Origin of the sequence: Streptomyces sp. NPDC057854, from assembly GCF_042797055.1 — a bacterium.
Lineage (GTDB): Bacteria > Actinomycetota > Actinomycetes > Streptomycetales > Streptomycetaceae > Streptomyces.
In genome coordinates, this window is the sequence record NZ_JBHVMF010000002.1 from 24,971 (window position 1) to 48,831 (window position 23,861).

A 23,861-nucleotide genomic window follows, 5' to 3' on the forward strand; every position below is an offset into this window, starting at 1 on the left:
CGGAATGCCCGGTTGTAAGCGGGGTGGAATTTGTCACTGACGTCGCCCCGCGCTGAACTGGGCGGATAGTGTGACGCGATCCGGTGCACCAGGACCGCGTGGTCGCACTCAGCCAAGGATCGAACGACCGAGTGGCGCCCACAGGGGGAGGCGCCCCGCGTGGCACCGACGGAGGACAGGAACCGTGGACGCGCACAGCCGTGGACGGGCGGACGAGATCGACCCCGCCGACCAGTGGGTGCTCAACCCGCAGACCGGCAACTACGAACTGCGACTGGACCACTCCGCTGGGCAGCCGCCGCTCAGTGGTTCCCCGTCCGCTCCCGGTGCCGGTGTCACCGGTTCCGGTACCCGCTCCGGGGGGCGTTCAACCGCCCCGGCGGAGGCGCCCGTTCCCGGCCAGCGGCGGCGCCGCCCGGCCGAGCCGGACGCCCCGGAGACCGAGCGGGGCACGGCCGGCGGCGGACGGGTGCCGCCCCAGCGGCGCCGCAAGCGCAAGCAGGGGGCGAGCGGCAAGAAGAAGGTCCTGCTGTGGACCGGCGGCACGATGGCCTTCGTCCTGGTGGGCGGCGCGGTCGGCGCGTACGCGATCTACAACAAGCTCGACGGCAACCTCGACGTCGTCGACGTCGGCGACGCGGCCCAGCAGACCGAGTCGATGGACGGGCCGCTGAACATCCTGATCATCGGCAACGACGTCCGCACCGGCGAGGGCAACGAGTCGTACGGCAACAAGAGCAACGTCACCGGCCACGCCGACACGACGTTCCTCATCCACATCGCCGAGGACCGCACCAACGCGACGGCGATGAGCATCCCGCGCGACCTCAAGATCGAGATTCCGGAGTGCCCGACGAAGGTGGACGGGGTCACCAAGGTCATCCCCGGCTCGGTCGGCAAGACCAAGTTCAACGAGTCCTACGGCGTCGACGGCCGCGACCCCGGCTGCACCATGCGGACCATCACCCAGATGTCCGGGCTGCCGATCAACCACTTCATGATGGTCGACTTCAACGCCGTCAAGACGCTGTCCACGGCGGTCGGCGGCGTGAAGGTCTGCCTCGCCAAGCCGATCCACGACAAGAAGTACTCGAAGCTCAACCTGCCCGCGGGCGAGCACCGCGTCCAGGGCGAGCAGGCGCTGGCCTTCCTGCGGAACCGGCACGGCCTCGGCAACGAGAGCGACCTCGACCGCATCAAGCAGCAGCAGCAGTTCCTCGCCTCGATGATGCGCCAGCTGAAGGAGGACACCCTCAGCAGCCCGACGAAGCTGTACGACGTCGCCGACGCGGCGACCGATTCGCTCACCGTCGACAAGGGCATCGGCAGCGCGGCGAAGCTCGTCACCCTGGCGAAGGAGCTCGCCAAGGTGGACCTGAAGAACATCACCTTCCTGACCGTGCCGGTCATCGACAACCCCGACGAGCCGCCGACGAAGCGGGCCACCGTCGTCCTCGACCCGGTGAAGGCCCCGCAGATCTTCAGCATGATCGAGAACGACGTCTCCTTCACCGAGGTCAAGAAGAAGGAGGCCGACGCCAAGAAGGCCAAGGCCAAGGCCCAGGCGAAGCTCCTGGAGGGCCCCAAGGCCCCCGCCGCCGAGGTCCGCGTCGACGTCTACAACGGCAGCGGCATCCAGGGCGCCGCCCAGGCGACCATCAACTGGCTCCAGAACGAGCAGGGCGTCCTTCGCTCGACCAACAGGAGCAACGCCCCCGAGAAGGCGGCGAAGACGAACCTCAGCTACGCACCGAACCAGGCCGACCAGGCCCGCGCGCTCGCCGCGATGATGGGTCTGCCGGCCACCGCCCTCAAGCAGGGCACCGCGGACGCCGCGGAGCGCGAGCCCATGACGCTCGTCCTCGGCGCCGACTTCAAGGGCGCGGGGGTGCCCATGACCGGTCCGACGAAGGCGCCGGACGTCGGTCAGGTGGAAGCAGACAAGAAGGTGTGCGCCCAGTGACCCGGGAACAGCGGGTTCCGGCGCGCCCTTGACGATGAGGGGACCTGGGGTGGGACAGAACAGCGTGCGACGGGAGGGGACGCGATCCGGCGTTCCGCACGCCCGAGACCGTGGCTGGGACGACGACCTGCACGGCGCCGGAGAGGCGACCGGGGCGGGCGGGACGGCGGAGCCGGCCGGGGGGCCGGACCCGGTCCCCGCGCCCGGCGGCCGGGCCGCGCGCCGCCGCGGCGGCTCGGGCACCGGCGACGCCGGCCCGTCCCGGAGCTCGGCGGGCGGCCGGGCGGCGGCCCGCAAGCAGGCCAAGAAGGCCGGCAAGAAGAAGGCGCTGCGCTGGACGGCGATCGGCGTGGCCGCCGTGGTCCTCGGGACCGCCGGCGCCGGATACGCGTACTACGAGCACCTCAACGGCAACATCCGCAGCGGCGACCGGGCCGGCGGCAGCAGCGGCGTGCGGAAGGCCGCGCCGAACGCGCTCGGCGACACCCCGCTCAACATCCTGCTGATCGGCTCCGACAGCCGCGCCTCCGACGCGAACGTCGCCCTGGGCGGCGGCAAGGACCTGCGGGAGGACAAGCCCCGGGCCGACGTGCAGATGCTGCTGCACGTCTCCGCCGACCGGCAGAACGCCTCGCTGATCTCCATACCCCGCGACACCGTCGTGAAGATCCCCGCCTGCAAGGGCGAGGACGGCACCGACTACCCGGCCACCACCGACCGGCCCATCAACGAGACGCTCACCCGCGGCGGCCCCGGCTGCACCCTCACCACCTGGGAGACCCTGACCGGCGTCTACATCGACCACTGGATGATGGTCGACTTCGCGGGCGTCGTCGCGATGGCCGACGAGGTCGGCGGCGTCCCCGTCTGCGTGAAGACCGGTGTCCACGACCGGTCGACCGCCCAGGTCAAGGGCGGGTCCGGGCTCAAGCTCCCCGAGGGCACCACCGAGGTCAAGGGCGAGCAGGCCCTCCAGTGGCTGCGCACCCGGCACGCCTTCGGCAGCGACCAGAACCGCGCCAAGGCCCAGCACATGTACCTCAACGGCATGCTGAAGAAGCTCCAGCAGCAGAACGCGTGGACCGACACCGGCCGGCTGATGGGGCTCGCGGAGACCGGCACCAAGGCGCTCCAGGTCTCCGACGGCCTCGACACCGTCGCCAAGCTCTTCGACCTCGGCATGCAGCTGAAGAACGTGAAGGTCGACCGGCTGACCACGGTCACCATCCCGACCGACCCCTACCCGGCGAACCCGAAGGCGTGGCTCCAGCCGCGGGCCACGGCGGCGGAGAAGATCTGGAGCATGCTCCGGGACGACGTCGCCCTCGACAAGAACGGCGCCAAGGCGCCGGCCAAGCCGAAGGCGTCGGCGTCCGCCTCCGCGAAGCCGAAGAAGACCGCGGCCGACCCGGCCTCGCTCGCCGTCACGGTCGTCAACGGCACCGACGGCAACGACGAGCCGGCCGTCGAGGGCCGCGCCAAGAAGATCACCACCGCCCTCCAGGGCAAGGGCTTCACCCAGGCCGCCTCCGCGCAGGAGGGCAGGCCCAGCAAGGGCACGGTCGTCGCCTACCCGAAGGCCGGCGGCGACCAGGGCCGGGCGGACGCCGAGTCCGTCGCGAAGGCCCTCGGGCTGCCGCTCTCCACCGTCCACGCGGACGCCTCGACCGAGGGCATCACCGTCGTCGTGGGCGCCGACTGGCGGGAGGGCGACACGTACAAGCGGCCGACGAACACGGCCGGCGACCTGCCCGAGGAGGCCAACTCCAAGGCCGCCTGCATGGACGTCTACTCGGTCTACCGGTGGGACGGGAAGAGCTGAGCCGACCGCTCCCCCGTTTTCCGCGCACGGGCCCGGCATGATCGCGGATGCGGGGGGCCCGGTGCTCGCCGACGGGCCGCGTTACCGCGAACGGGGGACAGAAGTGCGTGCCGCCGGGGGCGGTGACCCTACCGGCTCATCGTATGGGCCTACGGTGCTCACGGCCCCTGTCCCCGCCGCGGAGGTGTCCGTCCGTGCCCCCACCGCCCCGCACGCCCCGTCCGCCCCGCACGCCCGGCGCGGCGGGCCGTCCGCCGGTCCCCCGGCGCGGCGGTCCCACCCCGGTGCGGCGGCCCCGGCGGCGCCCGCGCTGGGGGATGCGGATGGCGACCGCGCTGTCCGTGGTGGTGCTGGCGGCCGGCGGGATCGGGCACGCGCTGGTGACCGGCCTGGACACCGGCATCACCCGGGTGGACCCGTTCAAGGACATGAAGAACCGGCCGCAGGCGGGCACCGGCATGAACGTGCTCGTCGTCGGCACCGACGGGCGCGACCGGATCACGCCCGAGGAGAAGCGGAAGTACCGGCTGGGCGGGGCGCCCTGCCACTGCACGGACACCGTGCTGCTGGTGCACATCTCGGAGGACCGGGACCGCGCGAGCGTCGTGTCGCTGCCCCGGGACTCGTACGCCGAGCTGCCCGAGCACACCGACCAGAACAGCGGCGAGAAGCACCGGGCGCACCCGGTGAAGCTGAACGCCGCCTACGCCGAGGGCGGGCCCGCGCTGACCGTGCGGACGGTGGAGGCGATGACCCGGGTCAAGATCGACCACTATCTGGAGGTCGACTTCACCAGCTTCATGCGGACGGTGGACGCGGTCGGCGGGGTGCAGATCTGCACGACGAAGCCGGTGAAGGACGCGTACACGGGGCTTGAGCTGGCGGCCGGCACGCACGAGCTGGACGGCGGGCAGGCGCTCCAGTACGTGCGCTCCCGGCACATCGACGGGGCCGCGGACATCGGGCGGATGCAGCGGCAGCAGAAGTTCCTGGCGGCGCTGGTGGACCGGCTGACGAGCGGCGGGGTGCTGTTCAATCCGGTGCGGTTCCGGGAGGTGTCGACGACGCTGCTGGGGTCGGTGCGGGCCGACGAGGACTTCGGTACGGACCAGCTGCTGGCGCTCGCGAAGGCGATGCGGGGGTTCACGCCGGCGTCGTCGGAGTTCGTGTCGGTGCCGGTCGACGACATGGACTTCCCGGTGAAGGGCATCGGGTCGACGGTGAAGTGGGACGCGGAGAAGGCGCAGAAGCTGTTCGCGGCGGTGCGGGAGGACCGGCCGCTGGCGGCGCCGGCGGAGACGGGCGCGGCGGCGCGGAAGCCGAAGGCCGTGGCGGTGGAGGTCGCGCCGGAGAAGATCCGGGTGCAGGTCTACAACGGGACGCGGACCGACGGGCTCGGGCGGAAGGCGGACGAGGCGCTGCGGAAGGCCGGTTTCGACACGACGCGGACGCCGGCGACGGCGCCCGGGGGCGAGCGGGCGCGGACGGTGGTGGAGTACGACCCGCGGTGGGACCGGTCGGCGAAGTCGCTGGCGGCGGCGCTGCCGGGGGCGGAGCTGAAGGCCGTGCCGGAGCGGGGCGGGACGCTGCGGGTGACGCTCGGGCGGGACTACAGGGGCGTGACGGCGGTGCGGGCGGAGAAGGCGCCGGCGCGGGGACCGTTCGAGGCGGTCACCGGGGACCAGGTGGTGTGCCCGTAGGCGCCGGGGACCGGGTGCGGCGGGTGACGGCCCGCCGCGGCCCGGGTCAGTCCTCGTAGCCCTCGGCGGCGCGGCGCTCGCGGAGCTCCATGATGGCCTGGCGGCGGGCCAGGCGGTGGGTGCGGCGGATCTGCGCCTCTTGGTAGCGGCGCTTGTCCTGCTCGGTCTCGGGGATGACCGGGGGGACGGTGCGCGGCCGGCCGTCGCCGTCGACGGCGGCGAAGACGAGGTAGGCGGAGCCGACCTGGGTCGCCGGGGTGGTGTCGTTCCAGCGCTCGGCCATGACGCGGACGCCGACCTCCATGGAGGACCGGCCGGTCCAGTTGACCTGGGCCTTCACATGGAGGAGGTCGCCGACGCGGACCGGCTCCAGGAAGGCCATCTCGTCCATGGAGGCGGTGACGGCCGGGCCGCCGGAGTGGCGGCCCGCGACGGCGCCCGCCGCGTCGTCCACCAGCTTCATGATGACGCCGCCGTGCACCGTGCCGAGGAGGTTGGTGTCGTGGCTGGTCATGATGTGGCTGAGGGTGGTGCGGGAGGCCGAGGTGGGCTTGCCCGGGATCTGACCCTGTTCTGTCATGACCTCCACCTTATGCCGGGTATCGGCGTGGTCCGCTTTGCATCAGCTTCGCAACAGCACCGGTGCTATTTTCCACCCGGCCTGTCGCCCGGATCGCGGGGCCCGGCACACTGGTCCGCATGAATGAGTGGCCCGAGCAGCCCGAGGGCGCCCGCCCCATGCGGCACGTGCAGAGACGACCGCAGGGACAGCAGTCCCCGCAGTACCAGCAGGGATACGACCAGGGGCAGGCGTACAACCCGAACTTCACTCAGGCGCAGGCCACGGGGTACGACTCCGGGTACAGCACCGGTCAGGTCTACGGCTCGCCGCAGGGCTCCGGGCACGGCGGTCCGGGGGGACCCGCCGGCCCCGGCGGTCCGGGCGCGCGTCCGGCCGGTCCGGCGCCGGACTGGCGCAAGCGGATCAAGATCGGTTCGATCGTGCTGGTGGTCGGCGTCCTCGCGTGGGGCGTGGGCACCTACGCCTGGGCCAGTTCGCAGATGCGCAACGAGGTGGACCTCGCCAAGGTCATCGAGCGGCCGGCCGAGGGCGACTGCACGACGTACCTGATCGTCGGCTCGGACAGCCGCGAGGGCATGACGGCCGAGGACAAGAAGAAGCTGCACACGGGCTCCGCGGAGGGCAAGCGGACCGACTCGATGATGATCCTCGCGGCCTGCTCCAGCGGGAACACGATGATCTCGCTGCCCCGTGACTCGTGGGTGACGATCCCGAGCTTCGTCGGCTCCGAGTCCGGCAAGCAGTTCCCGGCGCGCGGCGGCTCCAAGCTGAACGCGGCCTACGCGATGGACGGCCCGGAGCTGCTGGTCCGCACGGTCGAGTTCAACACCGGGCTGCGGATCGACCACTACGCGGAGATCGGCTTCGCCGGCTTCGCGAACATCGTGGACGCCCTCGGCGGCGTCGAGATGAACATCGAGAAGGGCTTCAAGGACAAGAAGTCGGGCGCCGACTTCCAGGCCGGCGAGCAGACCCTCAACGGCGAGCAGGCGCTGGCCTTCGTCCGCACCCGGTACGCCTTCGCCGAGTCGGACCTGGCGCGGACCAAGAACCAGCAGAAGTTCCTGTCCGCGCTGGCCAACCAGGCGGCGACGCCGGGCACGATCCTCAACCCGTTCGAGCTGTACCCGACGCTGGGTGCCGGCCTGGACACGCTGATCGTCGACAAGGACATGTCCCTGTGGGACCTCGGCCAGATGTTCTTCGCGATGAAGGGCATCAGCGGCGGCGACGGCAAGTCGATGAACATGCCGATCGCGGGCAGCGCGCCGCAGGGCTCGCTGAAGTGGGACATGCCGAAGGTGAAGCAGCTCGTGCAGCAGATCCAGAACGACGAGAAGGTCACCGTCGAGTCGAACCGGTGACCTTCCCGCGCCGGCCGTGACGGCCCGTGACCGCCCCTACGGGAGGTTGCGGGCCATGACGATGCGCTGGACCTGGTTGGTGCCCTCGTAGATCTGGGTGATCTTGGCGTCGCGCATCATGCGCTCGACGGGGTAGTCGCGGGTGTAGCCGTAGCCGCCGAGGAGCTGGACGGCGTCGGTGGTGACCTCCATGGCGACATCGGAGGCGAAGCACTTGGCGGCGGCGCCGAAGAAGGTCAGGTCGCCGTCGACCCGCTCGGACTTGGCGGCGGCGGCGTAGGTGAGCTGGCGGGCGGCCTCCAGCTTCATCGCCATGTCGGCGAGCATGAACTGCACGCCCTGGAAGTCGGCGATCGGCTTGCCGAACTGCTTGCGCTCCTTGACGTAGCCCTTGGCGTAGTCGAGGGCGCCCTGGGCGATGCCGAGGGCCTGGGCGGCGATGGTGATGCGGGTGTGGTCGAGGGTCTTCATCGCGGTGGCGAAGCCGGTGCCCTCGGCGCCGATCATGCGGTCGGCGGGGATGCGGACGTTGTCGAAGTAGACCTCGCGGGTCGGGGAGCCCTTGATGCCGAGCTTCTTCTCCGGCGCGCCGAACGACACGCCCTCGTCGCCCTTCTCCACCACGAACGCGGAGATGCCCTTCGAGCGCTTCTCCGGATCGGTGACCGCCATCACCGTGTAGTACTCCGACACGCCGGCGTTGGTGATCCACCGCTTCACACCGTTGAGCACCCAGAAGTCGCCGTCACGGACCGCGCGGGTCTTCATGCCCGCCGCGTCCGAGCCCGCGTCCGGCTCCGACAGGCAGTACGAGAACATCGCGTCACCCTTGGCGAGCGGCGCGAGGTACTTGTGCTTCAGCTCCTCCGAGCCGGACAGGATCACCGGCAGCGAGCCCAGCTTGTTCACCGCCGGGATCAGCGAGGACGAACCGCAGGCGCGGGCCACCTCCTCGATCACGATCACCGTCGCCAGCGCGTCCGCGCCCGCGCCGCCGTAGGTCTCCGGGACATGCACCGCGTGCAGGTCGTTGGCGACCAGCGCGTCCAGGGCCTCCTGCGGGAACCGCCCCTCCTCGTCCACCGCCGCCGCGAACGGAGCGATCTTCGCGTCCGCCAGCGCACGCACCGACTCCCGGAGCATCTCGTGCTCCTCGGAGGTCCGGTACAGGTCGAAGTCCTTGCCCATGCTCTCGAGCTCCCTGGCTTGCTAACTACCGTTAAGTAACCCAAAGGGTAGGCCGTGAGCGGGCTCCTTGTCAGTGCCCGACTATGCTCGGGCAGGCACGTCCGCCCGACGCTCCTGGAGTCCCGCATGGCCCTGAAGATCACCGTGATCGGCACCGGCTACCTCGGCGCCACCCACGCCGCGGCCATGGCGGAGATGGGCTTCGAGGTCCTCGGCCTCGACGTCGTCCCGGAGAAGATCGAGCTGCTGGCCTCCGGCCGCGTCCCCATGTACGAGCCCGGCCTGGAGGACCTGCTCGCCCGGCACGTCGCTGGGATCGAGGGCTCCACCGGACGGCTGCGCTTCACCACCTCCTGGGAGGAGCTGGGCGCCTTCGGCGACGTCCACTTCGTCTGCGTGAACACCCCCCAGCGGCACGGCGAGTACGGCTGCGACATGAGCTACGTCGACGCCGCCTTCGCCTCCCTCGCCGGCGTCGTCCGCGAGGGCTCGCTGGTCGTCGGCAAGTCGACCGTGCCGGTCGGCTCGGCCGAACGGCTGGCCGGGGTGCTGCCGGACGGCGTGGAGCTGGCCTGGAACCCCGAGTTCCTGCGCGAGGGCTTCGCCGTCCAGGACACCCTGCACCCGGACCGGATCGTCGTCGGCGTCCCCGGCGACGGCGGGCGGGCCGAGAAGCTGCTCCGCGAGGTGTACGCCGCCCCGGTCGCCGAGGGCTCGCCGTTCGTCGTCACCGACTTCCCGACCGCCGAACTGGTGAAGACCGCCGCGAACTCCTTCCTCGCCACCAAGATCTCCTTCATCAACGCGATGGCCGAGGTCTGCGAGGCCGCCGGCGGCGACGTCGCCAAGCTCGCCGAGGCCATCGGCCACGACGACCGGATCGGCAGCAAGTTCCTGCGGGCCGGCATCGGCTTCGGCGGCGGCTGCCTGCCCAAGGACATCCGGGCCTTCATGGCCCGCGCCGGCGAGCTCGGCGCCGACCAGGCGCTCACCTTCCTCCGCGAGATCGACTCCATCAACATGCGGCGGCGCGGCCAGATGGTGGAGATGGCCCGCGAGGCGCTGGGCGGCACCTCCTTCCTGGGCCGCCGGGTCGCCGTCCTCGGCGCCACCTTCAAGCCGGACTCGGACGACGTCCGCGACTCCCCCGCGCTCAACGTGGCCGGCCAGATACACCTCCAGGGCGGCCAGGTGACCGTCTACGACCCCAAGGGCATGGACAACGCCCGCAAGGTCTTCCCGACCCTCGGCTACGCCGGCTCGGCCCTGGAGGCCGTCCGGGGCGCCGACGTGGTCCTGCACCTGACCGAATGGCGCGAGTTCCGCGAGCTCGACCCGGCCGAGCTGGCCGCCGCCGTCGCCTCGCCGGTCGTCCTCGACGGGCGCAACGCGCTGGACGGCGAGCGGTGGCGCGCGGCCGGCTGGACGTACCGGGCGATGGGCCGCCCGCGCGCGTGACCGACGCGGAGGGGCGCACCGGACGGATCCGGTGCGCCCCTCCGCCGTGTCCGGGCGGGTCAGGCGGCGACGGGCCTGATCCGGTTCGTACGGGACAGGAACTCGATCGCCCGCAGGGCCCGGGTGGCGTTGCCGTGGGCCAGGCCCACCAGCTCGCCGGCCGGCCATCCGCGCCGCAGCAGCTCCGCGAAGAGCGGCACGTAGCCGCCCTCCGGGGAGGTCAGCCGGGACAGGCCCGTCGACTCCGGCCCGGCGCCCTCGCGGACCCGGTCGAGCAGGTCGGCGGCGGCGGCCGGGTCCTCGCCGACGGCCACCATGCACACCGCGCCGTTCTCGCCGAGCAGCCGCAGCACGTCGTCCGGGAGGACGTCCGGCGCGGCCCGGGTGAGCAGGGCCGGGGCCCGGGTCACCGCGAGGACCTTGCGGACGGTGTCCGCGTCGGCGCCGCTCAGGTCGACGGCGAGCCCGATGCGGTTCATCTCGCGGATCGCCTCGCGGGCGAAGCGGTCGAACCGGGTGAGGTTCACCGCCCGCACGCCGAGGGCGTGGTACGCCCGCAGGGTGGCGGCGGAGCCGCCGAGGGCCGTCCAGTCCACCGGTCCGAGGAGGGCCGCGACCCGGCCGCAGTTGCGGGCGTGGATCATCTCGGAGGTGGTGTGGGCCAGCCGCAGGTCCTCGGGGCAGGCGGCGACCAGCGCGCGGATGGTGTCGAGGCGCCGCAGCGTGCCGAGGGCGCCGTCGTCGGGGTCCCCGTGCAGCGACCAGAACTGGGCGCCGGCCTCCGGGGCCCGGGCGGGCGGCAGGTCCTCGGGGTCGAGGAGCGCGGGCAGGGTGGTGTGGCCTTCGAGGACGGGCTGGGCGGCGAGGAGCGCCCGGGCCCGGTCCGTCTCGTCCGGCGGGGTCGGCGACTCCGTGGGTTCCAGCGCGCCGACGGCGCCGGAGGCGGCAGAGAAGGGGGGATGGTCGTCTAGATCTGCCATGGCGCGATCTCTCACTACTCCGAAACTCGGTGATGCAGTACTACCCCGCCGAAGGGGGCGGGGCAGTACGGCCACCGTGCCACCGGGACCCCGCCGGGGCCCGCCGGGCTGCGCCGTTCGGGTGAGGCCGGTCAGGCGCCGTCGAGCTGCTCGATCGTGGCGTGCGAGGCCGGGACGCGGGCCGACAGGTCGCGGGCGACGGCCTCCGCGTCGGACAGCACGCGGAGCGCGTTCGACCAGGTCAGCTTGGTGAGGTCGGCGCGGGACCAGCCGCGGTCCAGCAGCTCCGCGATCAGGTGGGGGTAGCCGGCGACGTCGTCCAGGCCGGCCGGGGTGAAGGCGGTGCCGTCGTAGTCGCCGCCGATGCCGATGTGGTCGATGCCGGCGGCCTCGCGCATGTGGTCGAGGTGGTCGGCGACCGTGGCGGCGGTGGCGACCGGGCGCGGGTGCTCCGCCTCGAAGGCGGCGTGCAGCTCCTTCGCCCGCGGGGTGGTGTCGAGGGGGTGCAGGCCGTGCGCGCGGAGGTTCGCGCCGGCGCGGGCGGTCCACTCGGCGGCGCCGGGGAGGATGAACTTCGGCACGAAGGTCGCCATCGCCACGCCGCCGTTGGCGGGCAGCCGTTCCAGGACGTCGTCCGGGACGTTCCTCGGGTGGTCGCAGACCGCGCGGGCGGAGGAGTGCGAGAAGACGACCGGCGCGGCGGTCTCGTCCAGGGCGTCCCGCATGGTGGTGGCGGCCACGTGCGAGAGGTCGACGAGCATGCCGCAGCGGTTCATCTCGCGGACGACGGCGCGGCCGAAGGCGGTGAGGCCGCCGTGCCGGGGCTCGTCGGTGGCCGAGTCCGCCCAGTCGTTGTTCTCGTTGTGCGTGAGGGTCATGTACCGCACGCCGAGGGTGTGGAAGGCGCGCAGGGTCGCGAGGGAGTTGTCGATCGAGTGACCGCCCTCGGCGCCCTTGAGGGACGCGATCCGGCCCTCGGCGCGGGCCTTGGCGACGTCGGCGGCGGTCCGGGCGGGCGCCAGGTCGGCCGCGTACCGCTCGACCAGCCGGTCGACGGCGTCGATCTGCTCCAGGGTGGCGCTGACCGCGTGGTCGCCGGCGAAGGAGCCGGGGACGTACACGGACCAGAACTGGGCACCGACCCCGCCGGCGCGGAGCCGGGCGAGGTCGGTGTGGAGGGTGGCCGACCGGTCGCCGGCGAGGTCGAGCGCGTCGAGGTCGTATCCGCACTGGGCGCGCAGCGCCCACGGGAGGTCGTTGTGCCCGTCGACCACGGGGGCCTCCGCGAGGAGGTCCCGGGCCTCGGCGAGCCGGTCGGCCGCGCTCACCGGGCGAACCCGAAGGACTCGGTGCCGGCGACCTTGGCGCGCAGCCGCTTGCCCTTCTCGGTGGCCTGGTCGTTGAGGTCCTGGAGGAACGCGGTCATCCGCTCCTGGAGGGCCGGGTCGGCGGCGGCGAGCATGCGGACGGCGAGCAGGCCCGCGTTCCGCGCGCCGGCGACGGAGACGGTGGCGACCGGGATGCCGGCCGGCATCTGCACGATCGACATCAGCGAGTCCATGCCGTCCAGGTACTTCAGCGGCACCGGGACGCCGATCACCGGGAGCGGAGTGACGGAGGCGAGCATGCCCGGCAGGTGGGCGGCGCCGCCGGCGCCCGCGATGATCGCCTTCAGGCCGCGGCCGGCCGCCTCCTCGCCGTACGCGATCATCTCGCGCGGCATCCGGTGGGCGGAGACCACGTCGACCTCGTACGGGATCTCGAACTCGTCGAGCGCCTGGGCGGCGGCCTCCATGACGGGCCAGTCGGAGTCGGAGCCCATCACGATGCCGATGAGCGGGTTGCTCGCCTGGTTACTCAACGATCGTCCCTCGCAGGTAGTCGGCGGCGTGGCGGGCGCGCTCCAGCGTCTCGTCCAGGTCGTCGCCGTAGGTGTTGACGTGGCCGACCTTGCGGCCGGGCTTCACGTCCTTGCCGTACATGTGGATCTTGAGCTGCGGGTCCCGGGCCATGCAGTGCAGATAGCCCTGGTACATGTCCGGGAAGTCGCCGCCGAGGACGTTGCACATCACGGTCCAGCGGGCGCGCGGGCGCGGGTCGCCGAGCGGCAGGTCGAGGACGGCCCGGACGTGGTTGGCGAACTGGCTGGTGATCGCGCCGTCCATGGTCCAGTGGCCGGAGTTGTGCGGGCGCATCGCCAGCTCGTTGACGAGGATCCGCCCGTCGGTGGTCTGGAACAGCTCGACGGCCAGGTGGCCGACGACGCCGAGCTCCTGGGCGATCCGCAGGGCGAGTTCCTGGGCCTGTCCGGCCAGCTCGTCGTCCAGGTCGGGGGCGGGCGCGATCACGGTGTCGCAGACGCCGTCGACCTGGCGGGACTCGACCACCGGGTAGGCGACGGCCTGGCCGTGCGGGGAGCGGACGATGTTCGCCGCCAGCTCGCGGACGAAGTCGACCTTCTCCTCGGCGAGCACGGGCACGCCGGCGAGGAACGGGTCGCGGGCGTCCTCGGCGGTGCGGACGAACCAGACGCCCTTGCCGTCGTAGCCGCCGCGCACGGTCTTGAGGATGATCGGGAAGCCGCCGACCTCCTCCGCGAACGCGACCGCGTCGGCCGGGTCGGCCACGATGCGGTGCCGGGGGCTGGGCGCGCCGATCGCGTCGAGCCGCGCCCGCATCACGCCCTTGTCCTGCGCGTGCACGAGCGCGTCGGGCCCGGGGCGGACGGGGATGCCGTCGGCCTCCAGGGCGCGCAGGTGCTCGGTGGGGACGTGCTCGTGATCGAAGGTGATCACGTCGCAGCCGCGCGCGAACGCGCGGAGCGTGTCCAGGTCGCGGTAGTCGCCGATGACGACCTCGCCGGCCACCTGCGCCGCAGAGTCCTGCGGGGTGTCACTGAGGAGCTTGAACTTGATGCCGAGGGGGATGCCCGCCTCGTGGGTCATGCGGGCGAGCTGCCCGCCGCCGACCATGCCTACTACCGGGAACGTCACCCTCTTAGGGTATCCGCACCATCCGTGAACACGTTTCCGGCTGTGGATTGACACAAGGCGTGACGGGGTAGGTCCAGGTTTTCCACAGGTTTCCCGGCTACCCGGGCGGGTGACGGGAGAGGCTGGTTAGCATGAGTGGGTTGACGTCACCCGGACGTCACCCGACGGACGGACCGACCCCCATGAGCGAACCCGGCGCGCTGCGCATGCGACTCGCCCTGCTCGGCCGCGAGGTCGCCAAGTTCGGAGTCGTCGGCGGCCTCGGCGTCCTGGTGAACCTGGCCGTCTTCAACCTCGTCCGGCACCTCACGGAGCTCCCGGTGGTGCGGGCCAGCCTGATCGCCACCGTGGTGGCCATCGCCTTCAACTACGTGGGGTTCCGCTACTTCACGTACCGCGACCGCGACAAGTCGGGCCGCACCAAGGAGATGACCCTCTTCCTGCTGTTCAGCCTCGTCGGGCTGGTCATCGAGAACGGGATCCTCTACGCGGCGACCTACGGCCTCGGCTGGAACTCGCCGCTGGCCAGCAACTTCTTCAAGTTCTCCGGCATCGGCGTGGCGACCCTGTTCCGCTTCTGGTCGTACCGCACCTGGGTGTTCCGGGCGCTGCCCGCGAAGGAGGCCGTGCAGACGGCCGAGTCCTTCCTGGAGCAGGCCGAGCCGGTGGCGCCGCGGCAGGCCCGCCGCCGCCAGCCCGACCACGTCTGACGCCTGACGGCGCCTGTGACGGCGCCCGCTCCCGTCCCGCCGCGCCCCGTCACCGTACGGGGCGCTCCGCGTCCTCCCGGGCGACGCTGCGGGCCTCCCGGCTGAGGAAGAGCGCGAAGACCGGCGGCTGCAGCTGGAGCAGCTCCAGGCGTCCGCCGTCGGCCTCGGCGAGGTCCCGGGCGACCGCGAGCCCGATGCCGGTGGAGCTGCGTCCGCTGACGGCCCGCTCGAAGATCCGCGCGCCGAGGTCGGCGGGGACGCCCGGTCCCTCGTCGGTGACCTCGATCACCGACTGGTTGCCGATGACGCGGGTGCGGAGGGCGACGGTGCCGCCGCCGTGCATGAGCGAGTTCTCGATGAGCGCGGCGAGGACCTGGGCGACGGCGCCGGGGGTGCCGATGGCCCGCATGCCCTGCTTGCCGGAGCGGACGATCGCGCGGCCGGCGCTGCGGTAGGCGGGGCGCCACTCCTCGATCTGCTGCTTGACGACCTCGTCGATGTCGAAGGCGACGGCGGAGCCGGAGCGGGGGTCCCGGGAGTTGGTGAGCAGCCGTTCGACGACGTCGGTGAGGCGCTCGACCTGGGTGAGCGCGATCGTCGCCTCCTCCTTGACCGTGTCCAGGTCGTCGGCGAGGGCGACCTCCTCCAGGCGCATGGAGAGCGCGGTGAGAGGGGTGCGGAGCTGGTGGGACGCGTCGGCGGCGAGCCGGCGCTCGGCGGTGAGCATCCGGGCGATCCGCTCGGCGGAGGCGTCCAGCACGTCCGCGACGCGGTCCAGCTCGGGGACCCCGTAACGCTTGTGCCGGGGGCGCGGGTCGCCGGAGCCGAGCCGTTCGGCGGTCTCGGCGAGGTCGGTGAGCGGGGAGGCGAGCCGGTTCGCCTGGCGTACGGCGAGGAGGACGGCGGCGATGACGGCGAGGCCGGCGACGGCGACGATGATCAGCGCGGTGCTGCCGACCTCGGAGGTGACGGCGGAGCGGGACTCCTCGACGATCACCGTCTCGCCGCGCTCGCCCTCCGCGTAGCCGCGGATGACGCTGCCGGTGGGGCGGGCGCCGATCTCGATGGGCGGCCGGCCGGGGATGGTGATCAGCGCGTACCGCTTGGCGCCGCTCTGCTCCGCGAGGATGTCGGGGTTGACCGGCTCGCCGCCGATCAGCCGGCTGTCGACGATCGACACGATCCGCAGCGCCTCGGCGTCGACGCTCTCCTGGGCGCTGCTGGTGATGGTCCGCGTCTCGACGAGCACGAGCGAGACGCCGAACACGGAGATGACGACCAGCACGACGGCGAGGGTGCTGGTGATGAGACGACGACGCACGCGCCCTCCCGGGCCGGGAATACGGAACACCCCGAGCCTAGGCCCCCACCGCCAACCGCCCCGAAGGGGCGCGGGGAACTGCGCGGGCGACCCACCACGGCCCGCAGACGCGACGCGACACACCGCCCCCGCCGGGAGGCGCCTGGCGGGGAACTGCGCGGACCGTACGGCGGGGAGGTCAGCTCTTCTCGAAGCGGAAGCCGACGCCGCGGACCGTCGCGATGTACCGCGGATTCGCCGCGTCGTCACCGAGCTTCTTGCGCAGCCACGAGATGTGCATGTCGAGCGTCTTGGTGGAGGACCACCACGTGGTGTCCCAGACCTCCCGCATCAGCTGGTCCCGGGTGACGACCCGCCCCGCGTCGCGGACCAGGACGCGCAGCAGGTCGAACTCCTTCGCCGTGAGCTGCAGCTCCTCGTCGCCCATCCACGCCCGGTGCGACTCGACGTCGATGCGGACGCCGTGGGTGGCGGGCGCGGGGGCCGGCTCGGTGGCGCCGCGCCGGAGCAGGGCCCGGACCCGGGCGAGCAGCTCGGCGAGGCGGAACGGCTTGGTCACGTAGTCGTCGGCGCCCGCGTCGAGCCCGACGACCGTGTCGACCTCGTCCGCGCGGGCGGTGAGGACCAGGATCGGGACCGTGTGGCCGTCGGCGCGCAGCCGGCGGGCGACCTCCAGGCCGTCCATGCCGGGCAGGCCCAGGTCGAGCACGACGAGGTCGACGCCGCCCTGGAGGCCGGTGTCGAGCGCGCTGGGCCCGTCCTCGCGGACCTCGACCTCGTACCCCTCTCTCCGCAGGGCGCGGGCCAGCGGCTCCGAGATGGATGCGTCGTCCTCGGCGAGCAGTACACGGGTCATGCAGTGATGGTAGTCCGGACGGGTGCACGGCCGGGGCGGGACCGCGAGGCACCCTCCGGCACCTCCGAAGCAGGGCACGTAACCTTGTCTACACCTTGGAATGACCCCCGTTGGTTCCATGGTCACCTGTGATCCATCTCTCAAGTCCTTCCATATCCGGCAGTGTCGTGTCGTATGGTGGCGAGACGTCATAGCGGTAATCGGGGACCTTCGGCCTGCTTCGTCAGCCAAGGTCCTCTTTTCTGCGCAGGGTTGGTCTTGCCAGCCTTGAGACGGTGAACGACCTGTGGGCCGGGTCCCGCGGCGCGACGACGCGCGGCGGGGCGTGGATCCCGGGCGGGGCACGATCGTCCCGGCCGGTGCCGGCCACCCCCCACCGGGCGCGTCCCGCTCACGAAGCGGCGCGTCCCGAGCTAGCAAGGATCGACCATGGCTTCCAGCCTGACGAAGGACTCGCCGAGCGCTGCTCACGAGAAGACCTTCCTCGGCCACCCCGTTGGCCTGGCCACGCTGTTCATGACCGAGATGTGGGAGCGGTTCTCCTACTACGGCATGCGTGCGCTTCTCGTCCTGTACCTGGTCTCCGGCGGCACGGACGCCGCGGTCGGCAGCCAGGGCGGCGGACTCGGCTACAAGGCCGCGACGGCCACGGCGATCTACTCCGTCTACGTGGCCATGGTCTACCTCATGGCCCTGCCCGGCGGCTGGTTCGGCGACCGCGTCTGGGGCGCCCGCAAGACGGTCGCCATCGCCGGCACCGTGATCATGCTGGGTCACGTGTCGCTCGCCCTGCCCGGTCAGATCGCGTTCTTCATCGGTCTGCTGCTGGTCGCGGTCGGCTCCGGTCTGCTGAAGGCCAACATCTCGACGATGGTCGGCCACCTGTACCAGGGCCTGGACGACTCGCGCCGGGACAGCGGCTTCACGATCTTCTACATCGGCATCAACCTCGGCGCCTTCCTCGCCCCGATCGCCATCGGCATCGTCGGCGAGACGGTCAACTGGCACCTGGGCTTCTTCCTCGCCGCCGTCGGCATGGGTCTCGGCCTGGTCTTCTTCCTGCTCTTCGGCCGCACGCTGAACCCGAAGAGCAGCGAGGTCCCGAACCCGCTGACCCCCGCCGAGCGCAACGGCATCCTCACCAAGGCCGCCGTCGCCGTCGTCGTCACCGCCGTCTTCTACGGCGTCGTGGTCGCGATGGACATGTTCACCATCAAGTGGGCGCTGTACCCGATCACGATCGCCGGTCTGGTCATCCCGGTCGCCGTCCTGGCGCGCATCAAGCGCGACAAGGAGCTCACCGCCGGCGAGCAGACCAAGATGAACGCCTACATCTGGTTCTTCGTGGCCGCCGCCGTCTTCTGGATGATCTACGACCAGGGCGGTTCCACGCTGTCGCTGTTCGGCAGCGAGAACTCCGAGCGCAGCCTGCTGGGCTGGGAGATGCCGAACGTGCTCTTCCAGTCGCTGAACCCGCTCTTCGTGGTGATCCTGGCGCCGTTCTTCGCCTGGCTGTGGCTGGCGCTGGCGCGCCGCCGCCGTGAGCCCAGCACGATCGTGAAGTTCTCGATCGGCCTGGTAATCGTCGGTGCCTCGTTCTTCGTCTTCGCCGTCCCGCTGAGCCAGACGGCCGGCACGGACACCAAGGTCACCATGTGGTGGCTGGTGCTCATCTTCCTGATGCACACCGTCGCCGAGCTGTGCCTGTCCCCGGTCGGCCTGTCGGTCACGACCAAGATGGCGCCGCAGAAGTACGCCTCCCAGATGATGGGCGTCTGGTTCCTCGCCGTCACCGCCGGTGACTGCGTCACGGGTCTGCTCGGCCTGGCCGGCGTGCAGATGGACGGCGTCGGCGTGGTCCTCTTCGAGGCCGTCGCCGCCGTGCTCGCGGGCTTCGCGATCTTCATGTACCGCAAGAAGGTCAACGCGCTGATGGACGCCGCCCAGTAGCGGCCCTCCTCCAGCGGCCCCCTCCACGGGTGAAGGCCCGGCACCTGCTCCAGGTGCCGGGCCTTTCCGCTGTCCGCGCCGCTAGCGGGTGCGGCGGGCCAGGCGCCGCCACGGGGTGAAGGTGAAGACCGCGCCGCCGAGGAGGATCACGGTGCCGGCGACGAGGCCGAGGGCGCGCAGGGCGCCGTCCTGCTCGGCGCCGGTCTCGGCGAGGTTCCCGCCGGAGCCGCCGGACCCGGAACCGGAGCCGGAACCGGAGCCGGAGCCCGATCCGGAGCCGCCGCCCGAGCCCGATCCGGAGCCGGAGCCGCCGCCCGAGCCGGAGCCCGAGCCGTCCGTGCCGCCGCCGTCCGTGGAGCCGGACGCGCCGCCGGACTGCTGCGTGGTGTCGAGGGTGAGGGACGCCTGGACCGCGCCCTTCACCTGGCAGGGGATCGTGATCGGGTCGGCGCCGGGGGCGAGCACGACGCTGATGGTGAGCGCGCCCGGGGTGAGCGTCGCCTTGCCGGTGGCGCCGGGCTTGTAGGTGCCCTTCATGTCGGTGAGGCTCACCGGGTCGTTCGCCTTGAGCGCCGTCGGGTTCGGCGCGCCGGTGACCTTGACGGTGCCCCGGTCGTCACCGCCGATCCTGATCTCCATGCTCGGCGTGAGCGCCTTGGCGGGCAGCGGCGCCGGGGTCGGCATGACGTTCTTGGCGGTCTTGACCGTGAGGTCGTACGCGCCGCCGTTCTTCCTGGCGCCGATCGACACCTTGGTGGTGATCGAGGGCGGTGCGCCGGGGCCGGTGCAGGTGAAGTGCACGTCGACGTCCTTGCCGGGGAAATCAGTCTGCCCGCCGCCGCTGCCGGAGCCGCCGCCGCTCCCCGATCCGCCGCCGCTGCCGGACCCGGAGCCTCCGCCCGAGCCGCCGCCGCCGTCGGTCACCTTGATCGTGGCGCCGACGGGGACCTGCTCCTTCGGGGTGCACTTGGTGTCCGTGGACATCGGCTTCGACACGTTGATCGTGTACGCGTCGGGCGTCAGGGTGACGTCGCCGGCTTTGGTCAGCTTCAGGGTGCCCTTCATGTCGGGCAGGACCATCGGCGAGTTCTTCGGGATGGGCGGGTTCTGCCGGGGGCCCTCCAGGGCGAGCGTGCCGCCCTGGGCGCCGCCGACCTTCACGGTGCCGGTCGGTTTGACGGTGTTCGCGTCCAGGTCGAGCATGTCGGGGTTCTTGGAGGCCGGTTTCACGGTCTTCCAGACGACCTCGACGGTGTCGCCGACCTTGGCGGTGGCGGGTGCGGTGACGAGCACCGTGGTGGTGCCCTGGACCGGTGGCAGGCCGGAGATCGACGGCGGGATGCACTCCGTCCTGAACGAGATCTCGGCGGCCTGGGCGGGCCCGGCGGTCAGCAGGATCCCCGCGCCGCCGAGGATCAGCGCGATCCCGGCCGCGATCGTCCTCCGTTGCGTGCTCACGAATGTCCCTTCGTCGGAGTGTTCTCGGACGGTGCGGAGTCGGGGAGGAACCACGGCAGGACCGCGGTCGTCCCGGGGCCGTCCGCGTCCGCCGGTACGGGGACGGGGACGGAGTGGCGGTTCCGGCCGCCGGCCCGGTCGACGAGGACCATGCCGGTCCGGAAGAGGGCGGCGGGCACGACCACGGCGAGCAGCGCCCAGAAGAGGACCACGCCCCAGGGCCGGCCCACGGTCCAGGGCTGCGCGGCGAGGAGCCGGCCGCCGTGCGAGACGGAGACCCGGTAGGCGCCGTGGGCGCCGGCGGCGAGCTCGACGTCCAGCTCGATCCGGGCCTTCTGCCCGGGCTTGATCGTGCCGCGCCACTGGTGCTCCTGGTCGCTCGGGGCGAGGACGCCGCGGGCGGTGCCGACGAGGAAGACGGGGTCGCGGACGGGCGCGGTGCCGAGGTTGCCGACGGTGAGCACGAGGGTGCGGGAGGGCGGCGCGCCGAACCAGGTCAGCACCCCGTCGGAGCCGTCGAGGCGGGCGGCGGCGAGGACGGCGAGGCGGCCGTCGCCGGTGGCGTCGGGGAGCGGGGCGGTGGGGTGGCCGGCGACGGTGAAGGCGGCGTCGACGACGTCCTGGGTGCCGGTGACGCCGGAGACGTGGACGACGCAGGGGCAGGGCCGGGGCGGGGCGGCGACCGGCAGTCTGACGCTGAAGGCGCCGCGTCCGTCGACGGTGGCGGCCCGGCCGTCGGTGTTGGCGCAGGAGTTGGTGCCGCCGACGACGCCCTTCTCCGGGGTGCCCTGGCCGCAGAGCAGCACCATGAGCAGCGCGCCGGCCGTCCAGCCGGTGCCGCTGACGGTGATCTCGCCGCCCTTGGGCGCCTGGTCCTGCGAGACGGCGACGGCGGGCCCGGCGGCGGCAGCTGCGGGGGGCGCGGGGAGGGCCGGGAGGAGGGCCAGGGCGAGGGCGGTGAGCAGCGCGGCCAGGGCCGTACGGGCGCGGGCGGCCGGTCGTCTCATGCGGTGGCTCCCTTCGTACGGCGCCGGATCCGGTACGCGGCTCCGCCCGCCGCCGCGAGCGGGAGGGCCGCGGCGGCGGCGAGCGCGGGTCCGGAGGCGAAGACGGTGGCGGCGGACGCGGTGGCGGGGCCGGCTCCGGGGGCGGTGGCGGTGAGCCGGACGGTGACGGAGTCGAGGGCGGGCGGGTCGGGCCAGGGTTCGGTGCGGGCGGCCCGTTCGCCGGGGCGGAGGGTGAGCGGGAGGGCGCGTGCGGGGCGGTCGAGAACGGTGCCGAGGAGGCCGTCGGCGCGGACGGCGAGGCGGGGGCGGTCCAGGACGGTGCTGCCGCGGTTGACGAGGGTGTAGTGGAGGGTGCCGGTGGCGCGATCGACGCGGGCGTCCTCGACGGTGAGGGCGGCGAGCCGGGGGCCGCTGACCTTCAGCCGCAGGTCGACGGCGGTCCGCCGGCCGCCGGCCGAGGCCCGGACGGTGCCGCGGTGCTCGCCGGGCGGGGTGGCGGCGGTGACGGTGACGGCGAAGGGCACGTCGGCGCGGGTGCGGGCGGGCACGGTGACGGTGCGGGCGGCGAAGGCGACGGCGGCGGGGCCTTCGCCGGTGAGGGTGACGGTGAGCGGGCGGGGTCCGGGGTTGGTGACGGAGAGGGTGTCCTCCAGGACGCTGCCGGCGGGACCTTCGAGGTAGGCGTAGGGCCGTCCGGCGGCGGGGGCGGCGGTCCAGCCGGGGGTGGCCGGGGGCGCGGCGGCGAGCGTGCCGAGGAAGGCGCCGGCGGCGAGGAGGGCGTACCGGGCCCTGGTCACGGGCGGTCCGGGCGGGGGCGGCGGGTGAGCCAGAGGAGGCCGGCGACACCGCCGAGGAGGACGGTGCCGCCGAGGGTGCCGAGGGCGGTGGTGGTGGCGGGGCCGCCGGTCTTCGGGAGTTCGCCGCCGGGGAGGGCCGCTACGGGCGGCGGCGCGGGCGCGTCCCCGGCGAGGCCGGTGACGGCGAGGCTGAGGGAGGGGGCGGGCTTGTCGCGGGGGGTGCAGACGGCGGCGTCCATGCCGAGGGCGTGGACGGTGAGCACGCCGGCGGTGAAGGTGACGGTGCCGTCGGCCTTCGGCGTGTAGGTGCCGGTGAGGGTGCCGATCCGGATGGGGGTGAAGGCGGGGATCGCGGCGGCGTTGGGGGTGCCCCGGACGGTGAGCGTGCCCCGGTCGGCGCCGCCGAGGACGAGCTCGGCGCGGGGGGTCATGACGCCCTTGGGGAGTTCGACGGGGCTGTCGGAGACGCCCTTGTCGAAGGTCATGGTGATCGCGTACGCGTCGCCCTTCCGCTCGGCCGTGATGTCCACGGGCGAGACGGCGGCACGGTCGCCGATCTTGGTCTCGCAGGCGTACCGCACGTCGACGACCTCGGCGTGGGCGGCGGGCGCGGCGGCCAGTCCGGCCGGCGCCCCGACCGCGACGGCGGCCGTGAGCACGGCGGCCGTCCTCCTCCGGTTCGGCTTCCAGTCCACCGCGACCCCTCACGCGTTTCCTGACGTCCCATCAGATCGGGCGCTCAAGGTACGCCCGGGGCCGTACGGAGGGAAGAAGAGCGACGGTGAAAGTCCTGCGGCGGTCGCGGGGAAGGGCGCAGGGGCCGCGGGCGTCAGGCGGGGGCGGCCAGTTCGGCCCAGACCGTTTTGCCGGGGGCGCCCGGGACGCGCTGGATGCCCCAGTCCAGGCAGAGCCGCTGCACGATGAACATGCCGTGCCCGCCGGGGCGCCCCGACCGGTGCGGGGTGCGGGGCGCGGGCTGTCCGGCGCCCCGGTCGGTGACCTCCAGGCGGACGGCGCGGGCGAGGCGGAGCACCCGGAGCCGTTCGGGGCCCTCGGCGTGCAGGCAGGCGTTGGTGACCAGCTCGGAGACGACGAGCAGGACGTCGTCGGCGGCGGCCCGGCGGTCGGCGGTGGCGGCGGGCAGCCAGCCCCACTCCATGAGCGCCGTCCGGGTGAAGTCGCGGGCGAGCGGCACGGTGCCGGTGGTCTCGGCGAGCGTGAGCGTACGGACATCGGAAGTCGGGTCCATCAGCGCTTCACCTCACCGGGCGACGAGACAGCAGGGGCAGGTACGGGGAAAGGGTGGTGCGGGGGGGGTGGCCGGTACGGCGGTCAGCCGGAGCCGGGCAGGGCGGTGCCGAGGGTGTCGTGGACGGTGAAGACCGCCTCCGCGCCGGTGATCTGGAAGACCCGGGCCACGGCGGGCCGCATGGCCACCAGGTGGACCCCGCCGCCGGCCTCCTCGGCCCGCAGCCGCGCCCCCAGGAGCACGTTGAGCCCCGTCGAGTCGCAGAAGCCGAGTCCCGAGCAGTCGACGACCAGCCGGGTGCGGCCGGCGTCGAGCGCCGCGTCGAGCGGGACCCGCAGCAGCTCGGCGGTGTGGTGATCGAGCTCACCCACCGGTACGACGACCTCGGTGCCGCCGTCCACGGCCCTGGCCTCGACCCGCAGCCGCGTGCTGCCGGTGTGCTGGCGGTCCATGGTCGCAGCC

21 protein-coding genes are annotated in these 23,861 nt (G+C 72.8%); 7 read left to right on the forward strand and 14 right to left on the reverse strand.

Going from position 1 to position 23,861, the window contains the following annotated elements; genetic code table 11:
• Positions 1 to 184: 184 nt before the first annotated feature.
• The 3 genes from ACFVQZ_RS04345 to ACFVQZ_RS04355 all read left to right on the forward strand — a co-directional run bounded on the left by ACFVQZ_RS04345 (position 185) and on the right by ACFVQZ_RS04355 (position 5,485).
• Positions 185 to 1,963 (forward strand): LCP family protein, encoded by a 1,779-nt coding sequence (locus tag ACFVQZ_RS04345; RefSeq protein WP_383619576.1) that lies wholly within the window; start codon positions 185 to 187, stop codon positions 1,961 to 1,963.
• Positions 1,964 to 2,012: 49 nt separating this feature from the next.
• Positions 2,013 to 3,785 (forward strand): LCP family protein, encoded by a 1,773-nt coding sequence (locus tag ACFVQZ_RS04350; protein ID WP_383619578.1) that lies wholly within the window; start codon positions 2,013 to 2,015, stop codon positions 3,783 to 3,785.
• 317 nt (positions 3,786 to 4,102) lie between these two features.
• Positions 4,103 to 5,485 carry an LCP family protein gene (locus ACFVQZ_RS04355; protein WP_030497936.1) on the forward strand — a complete coding sequence of 461 codons (1,383 nt, stop codon included), beginning with the start codon at positions 4,103 to 4,105 and terminating at the stop codon, positions 5,483 to 5,485.
• Between the two features lie 46 nt (positions 5,486 to 5,531).
• Here ACFVQZ_RS04355 and ACFVQZ_RS04360 read toward each other — a convergent pair whose 3' ends face one another.
• A complete protein-coding gene (locus tag ACFVQZ_RS04360) occupies positions 5,532 to 6,065 on the reverse strand; it encodes an acyl-CoA thioesterase (protein WP_030497935.1) in 534 nt (177 codons plus the stop codon).
• Positions 6,066 to 6,184: 119 nt separating this feature from the next.
• On the opposite strand from ACFVQZ_RS04360, the gene ACFVQZ_RS04365 reads away from it, so the two are divergent.
• On the forward strand, positions 6,185 to 7,432 hold the full coding sequence (locus tag ACFVQZ_RS04365) for an LCP family protein (protein ID WP_107645554.1): 1,248 nt from the start codon (positions 6,185 to 6,187) through the stop codon (positions 7,430 to 7,432).
• A 36-nt stretch (positions 7,433 to 7,468) separates the two neighbouring features.
• On the opposite strand, the gene ACFVQZ_RS04370 is transcribed toward ACFVQZ_RS04365, so the two are convergent.
• Complete coding sequence (locus ACFVQZ_RS04370) at positions 7,469 to 8,620, reverse strand: acyl-CoA dehydrogenase (protein WP_383619581.1); 1,152 nt, start codon at positions 8,618 to 8,620, stop codon at positions 7,469 to 7,471.
• 126 nt (positions 8,621 to 8,746) lie between these two features.
• Between ACFVQZ_RS04370 and ACFVQZ_RS04375 the strand changes: the two genes are divergently transcribed.
• Positions 8,747 to 10,078 carry a UDP-glucose/GDP-mannose dehydrogenase family protein gene (locus tag ACFVQZ_RS04375; protein ID WP_030496755.1) on the forward strand — a complete coding sequence of 444 codons (1,332 nt, stop codon included), beginning with the start codon at positions 8,747 to 8,749 and terminating at the stop codon, positions 10,076 to 10,078.
• Positions 10,079 to 10,137: 59 nt separating this feature from the next.
• Here the strand turns inward: ACFVQZ_RS04375 and ACFVQZ_RS04380 are convergent, their stop codons facing one another.
• The 4 genes from ACFVQZ_RS04380 to ACFVQZ_RS04395 all read right to left on the reverse strand — a co-directional run bounded on the left by ACFVQZ_RS04380 (position 10,138) and on the right by ACFVQZ_RS04395 (position 14,051).
• Positions 10,138 to 11,058: a membrane dipeptidase gene (locus ACFVQZ_RS04380; protein ID WP_030496754.1), complete on the reverse strand. Its 921-nt coding sequence runs from the start codon at positions 11,056 to 11,058 to the stop codon at positions 10,138 to 10,140.
• Positions 11,059 to 11,189: 131 nt separating this feature from the next.
• Positions 11,190 to 12,386, reverse strand: a complete 1,197-nt coding sequence (locus ACFVQZ_RS04385; protein WP_030496753.1) for a dipeptidase — start codon at positions 12,384 to 12,386, stop codon at positions 11,190 to 11,192.
• Positions 12,383 to 12,880, reverse strand: a complete 498-nt coding sequence (gene purE, locus ACFVQZ_RS04390; RefSeq protein ID WP_051788143.1) for a 5-(carboxyamino)imidazole ribonucleotide mutase — start codon at positions 12,878 to 12,880, stop codon at positions 12,383 to 12,385. Before purE ends, ACFVQZ_RS04385 begins: the two co-directional genes overlap by 4 nt.
• 31 nt (positions 12,881 to 12,911) lie before the next feature.
• A complete protein-coding gene (locus ACFVQZ_RS04395; protein ID WP_081959439.1) occupies positions 12,912 to 14,051 on the reverse strand; it encodes a 5-(carboxyamino)imidazole ribonucleotide synthase in 1,140 nt (379 codons plus the stop codon).
• Between the two features lie 182 nt (positions 14,052 to 14,233).
• Here ACFVQZ_RS04395 and ACFVQZ_RS04400 point away from each other — a divergent pair, with 182 nt between their 5' ends.
• Positions 14,234 to 14,761 carry a GtrA family protein gene (locus tag ACFVQZ_RS04400; RefSeq protein ID WP_383619584.1) on the forward strand — a complete coding sequence of 176 codons (528 nt, stop codon included), beginning with the start codon at positions 14,234 to 14,236 and terminating at the stop codon, positions 14,759 to 14,761.
• A 49-nt stretch (positions 14,762 to 14,810) separates the two neighbouring features.
• Here the strand turns inward: ACFVQZ_RS04400 and ACFVQZ_RS04405 are convergent, their stop codons facing one another.
• Both ACFVQZ_RS04405 and ACFVQZ_RS04410 read right to left on the reverse strand, forming a co-directional pair.
• Positions 14,811 to 16,082, reverse strand: coding sequence for a HAMP domain-containing sensor histidine kinase (locus ACFVQZ_RS04405; RefSeq protein ID WP_030496749.1), 1,272 nt, complete (start codon positions 16,080 to 16,082; stop codon positions 14,811 to 14,813).
• A 178-nt stretch (positions 16,083 to 16,260) separates the two neighbouring features.
• Positions 16,261 to 16,938 (reverse strand): response regulator transcription factor, encoded by a 678-nt coding sequence (locus ACFVQZ_RS04410; RefSeq protein WP_051788141.1) that lies wholly within the window; start codon positions 16,936 to 16,938, stop codon positions 16,261 to 16,263.
• A gap of 429 nt (positions 16,939 to 17,367) precedes the next feature.
• Between ACFVQZ_RS04410 and ACFVQZ_RS04415 the strand changes: the two genes are divergently transcribed.
• On the forward strand, positions 17,368 to 18,888 hold the full coding sequence (locus ACFVQZ_RS04415; RefSeq protein ID WP_030496747.1) for an oligopeptide:H+ symporter: 1,521 nt from the start codon (positions 17,368 to 17,370) through the stop codon (positions 18,886 to 18,888).
• An 81-nt stretch (positions 18,889 to 18,969) separates the two neighbouring features.
• Here ACFVQZ_RS04415 and ACFVQZ_RS04420 read toward each other — a convergent pair whose 3' ends face one another.
• From ACFVQZ_RS04420 to ACFVQZ_RS04445, 6 genes are all read right to left on the reverse strand, one after another.
• The gene (locus tag ACFVQZ_RS04420) at positions 18,970 to 20,346 is read right to left on the reverse strand and encodes a hypothetical protein (protein WP_383619586.1); all 1,377 of its coding nucleotides are present in this window, start codon (positions 20,344 to 20,346) and stop codon (positions 18,970 to 18,972) included.
• Positions 20,343 to 21,353, reverse strand: a complete 1,011-nt coding sequence (locus ACFVQZ_RS04425; protein WP_030496745.1) for a hypothetical protein — start codon at positions 21,351 to 21,353, stop codon at positions 20,343 to 20,345. Before ACFVQZ_RS04425 ends, ACFVQZ_RS04420 begins: the two co-directional genes overlap by 4 nt.
• A complete protein-coding gene (locus ACFVQZ_RS04430) occupies positions 21,350 to 22,150 on the reverse strand; it encodes a hypothetical protein (RefSeq protein ID WP_030496744.1) in 801 nt (266 codons plus the stop codon). Before ACFVQZ_RS04430 ends, ACFVQZ_RS04425 begins: the two co-directional genes overlap by 4 nt.
• Positions 22,147 to 22,809: an LPXTG cell wall anchor domain-containing protein gene (locus ACFVQZ_RS04435; RefSeq protein ID WP_383619588.1), complete on the reverse strand. Its 663-nt coding sequence runs from the start codon at positions 22,807 to 22,809 to the stop codon at positions 22,147 to 22,149. The genes ACFVQZ_RS04430 and ACFVQZ_RS04435 overlap by 4 nt, the downstream gene beginning before the upstream one ends.
• Before the next feature lie 170 nt (positions 22,810 to 22,979).
• Entirely contained in the window at positions 22,980 to 23,399 is a 420-nt protein-coding gene (locus ACFVQZ_RS04440; protein ID WP_030496742.1) for an ATP-binding protein, read from the reverse strand.
• A gap of 83 nt (positions 23,400 to 23,482) precedes the next feature.
• On the reverse strand, positions 23,483 to 23,851 hold the full coding sequence (locus ACFVQZ_RS04445) for an STAS domain-containing protein (RefSeq protein WP_030496741.1): 369 nt from the start codon (positions 23,849 to 23,851) through the stop codon (positions 23,483 to 23,485).
• Positions 23,852 to 23,861 lie beyond the last annotated feature (10 nt).